Genomic DNA, 3,704 nt, shown 5'->3' on the forward strand with positions numbered 1-3,704 from the left:
TGGAGGCTAGTTACCACAATTTTTCGGTAAAGCATAACTATGTACTGGAGGTACTGATAACTGTTTCGCTACGCGACATGAAAAACCCAGTTACGACCCAGGAGACTAACTGATAACTGAAATGACCAATGCTCCTCTTAATTTGATACCCTAACTAAAATGGTCTTGGGAGTTGGTAAAAGCAGTGGATATAATTATTGGACGTGGAAAAACAGCTCGTAGAGCTTATGGAATCGATGAAATTGCCTTAGTTCCTGGGCAACGTACACTCGATCCAAATTTAGCAGATACTAGATGGAGCATTGGTGGTATTGAAAAAGAAATTCCCATCATTGCTAGTGCAATGGACGGAGTAGTTGATGTCCAAATGGCTATTCTCCTATCAAACTTAGGGGCCATGGGAGTTCTAAACCTAGAAGGTATTCAAACTCGTTATGCTGACCCAGAGCCAATCTTAGAAAAAATTAGGTCTGTTGGTAAAGATAAATTTGTGACTCTGATGCAGGAACTTTATGCAACCTCAATCCAACCAGAATTAATTTCTCAGAGAATTAAGGAAATAAAAAGCCAAGGTGGTATTGCAGCAGTAAGTTTAACTCCTGCGGGAGCAATGAAATATGGGAAAGTAGTTGCTGATGCTGGTGCAGACTTATTTTTTGTCCAGGCAACGGTTGTTTCAACTGCATTTCTCTCATCTGAATCACTACCAACTCTTGACTTGGTTCAATTTTGTCAAGAAATGCCTATGCCTGTAATTTTGGGTAACTGTGTTACTTATGAAGTAGCTTTAAATTTGATGAAAGCAGGAGCCGCAGGAGTGCTAGTAGGTATTGGCCCAGGTGCAGCTTGCACATCTCGCGGTGTTTTAGGTGTTGGAGTTCCCCAAGCAACAGCAGTAGCAGACTGTGCTGCAGCACGAGATGATTATTACCAACAAACAGGAAATTATGTGCCAGTTATTGCTGATGGGGGTTTGATTACTGGTGGTGATATTTGTAAATGTATTGCTTGTGGTGCTGATAGTGTGATGATTGGTTCACCCATCGCCAGGGCAGCTGAAGCTCCTGGACGTGGTTATCATTGGGGCATGGCTACTCCTAGTCCAGTATTGCCTCGTGGCACTCGGATTCAGGTAGGTACAACTGGAACCATAAAGCAAATTATGTGTGGCCCGGCACAATTGGATGATGGGACTCATAATTTGTTGGGCGCTCTCAAGACTAGCATGGGAACTTTGGGTGCTAAGGATTTGAAGGAAATGCAACAGGTTGAGGTGGTAATTGCTCCTTCCTTATTAACTGAGGGTAAAGTTTATCAAAAAGCCCAAAAATTGGGAATGGGTAAGTAGATTTACTTACTTAAGAAAGCTCAAGATATCTCATACCCTTGACAAAATTTGTGAAGTAGTTTTGAAATTTATCGATTATCCTGGAATTATCTGAAAGGAAATGTCACAATAGAGAAAGCGGAGATATTATGTTTCCGTTCACTCCTCACACCACAATCCGCCCGGACTTTTTAAGTTCGGGCGGTTCCTTTGGTAACTTAAGTTTAAGGACTTCCAAATAAAAAATTATCGGTTGTGCATCAACAAAGTGTGGGATAAGTAAGTAGGGTAGGCCGATCTAATCTAAAAGCACTTATATCTAAAGGTTGAGCGCCCAGATGAGAAAAAAGTGCAAAGAATTCAGCCTTTAAGACCAAAAAGTTAGGATAAAAGGCAGACTTGCACAATAGAGTTACGCATTACAATTATTCCTTCTATTTTCGGACGTCTTCCCAGACTTCCTTGACGCACTACCAAATTATCCCATTAGCTATGAAAACAAGGGAGTAGGGAGTAGGCAAGAAATTGAAAAAGTAAGGGAGTAGGGAGTAAGCATTTAAGGCGATTAGTACAAAAATTGGGATAATTTATTTTCTGCTATTCCCTTAATTAGGGCTTGCTGATTAAATATCAAAGCGTTGATAAATCAAGGTTATAGCCTTTTAGGCTCGAAAAAAGTTCCTGGTTTTTAGCTGTTTTAGTCTCAAAATGGTAAAGTTTTGACCCTGACAAGGCTGAAAATTTGGCCGTAGTGGATAGTCTAAACTGTTCCCTGTTCCCTGTCCCTTTCCTTCACTAATAGACTTCCATAAGCAAACCCTAATTAGGTTTTTGAGTTTGTGGCGGTTTTTATTAACAGGTTTCTCCTGATATAGATGCTGAGTAGGCTGGAAGTTAGGAGTCAGAAGTCAAAACTTATAAGTCAAGAGTGATTTTTGGGCTTTGGACATGACTACTGGCTTAAACCCTGTATAGGGTAAAACATCCAAACCGTCATTTCAGTTATAAGTTATTCAGTTGTCAAATAAACAGAACTTAGGCAAAGCTACTATGTATAGAGTTCAAAAACTATAACGTTATAGTTTTTCACGCTATATCTGTGGTCTGTGCGTAAGTCCTAATAAAAATTCAATTTATGCAGAGATTCGACTTAAGTAGATGTATTAACTATCAAGAATATTCTAGAGTCTAAATTATCCCAACATTACAATATGACACAGAAATTAGTTTTAAGAAATCGCCGAAAATCCCCACTTTCAAACTGGCGAAATATAGATTGGTCTCTGCTATTGGTTTATATAGGAATGACTATCTTTGGTGGAGTTATGATCCAAAGTGTGGAAAGAAACCAGGGGCTAACAGATTGGTGGCAGCATTGGCTCACAGGAGGAGTCGGCTTAATTTTGGCCTTAATTATTGCTCGTTGTCGTTATGAATTCTTAGTTAACTGGAAATGGGTAATTTACATTTTGACCAATATCTCTTTGATAGCGGTACAAATCATTGGTACTTCAGCCTTAGGGGCGCAAAGATGGATTAATGTTGCTGGCTTCCATGTTCAACCATCAGAGTTTGCCAAGGTTGGGGTAATTATTACCTTGGCAGCAATACTTTCTTCTATGACCAGGGTAAAGCTATTCGACTTTTTTAAAGTTCTGATAATTACAGCAGTACCTTGGTTATTAGTTTTTTTAGAACCTAATCTCGGCACTTCCTTAATATTTGCTTCAATTACTATGGGAATGCTTTACTGGGGTAATGTTAATCCTGGCTGGTTAATATTACTTGTCTCTCCCATTTTCTCAGCTATCCTTTACAGCATTTATTTTCCTGCTTGGGTTGCCTGGATAACTTTGATGGCATTAATCGCTTGGCGGAGTTTGCCTTGGGGTTGGTTATGGTTTCCAGTAGTTGGGGGGATTAATATTCTATCTGGAAACCTTGGGCAAATATTATGGGATTTGTTGAAAGACTATCAAAAAGACCGATTAACAGGATTTCTTAATCCAGAACAAGACCCTTTAGGTACAGGATATCATCTGATCCAATCTCGCATTGCTATTGGCTCTGGACAACTTTTTGGTAGGGGATTATATCAAGGTACTCAAACTCAATTGAACTTTATCCCGGAACAGCATACAGATTTTATCTTCTCAGCTATCGGTGAAGAATTGGGTTTTATTGGTTGTCTTCTCGTACTCTTGGCTTTTTGGTTTATTTGTATGCGATTGGTGATTATTGCTCAGACTGCTCAAGATAATTTTGGTTCTCTCATAGCTATTGGAGTATTATCAATGTTGATCTTCCAAGTTTTTGTAAATATTGGTATGAATATTGGTTTGGCTCCTGTGACTGGTATCCCATTACCTTTACTTAG

The 3,704-nt window shown here is 39.3% G+C and carries 2 protein-coding genes; both read left to right on the plus strand.

Annotated elements, in window-relative coordinates; genetic code table 11:
* The first annotated feature begins 184 nt into the window (after window positions 1-184).
* On the plus strand, window positions 185-1,348 hold the full coding sequence (locus F6K22_RS35400; protein WP_293109219.1) for a GuaB3 family IMP dehydrogenase-related protein: 1,164 nt from the start codon (window positions 185-187) through the stop codon (window positions 1,346-1,348).
* A 1,190-nt stretch (window positions 1,349-2,538) separates the two neighbouring features.
* Window positions 2,539-3,704 (plus strand): rod shape-determining protein RodA (gene rodA, locus F6K22_RS35405; protein ID WP_293109221.1); only part of this gene is annotated, 1,166 nt, incomplete at its 3' end.

It is taken from the genome of Okeania sp. SIO2F4, assembly GCF_010672385.1.
In the GTDB taxonomy this organism is placed as follows: Bacteria; Cyanobacteriota; Cyanobacteriia; order Cyanobacteriales; family Microcoleaceae; genus Trichodesmium.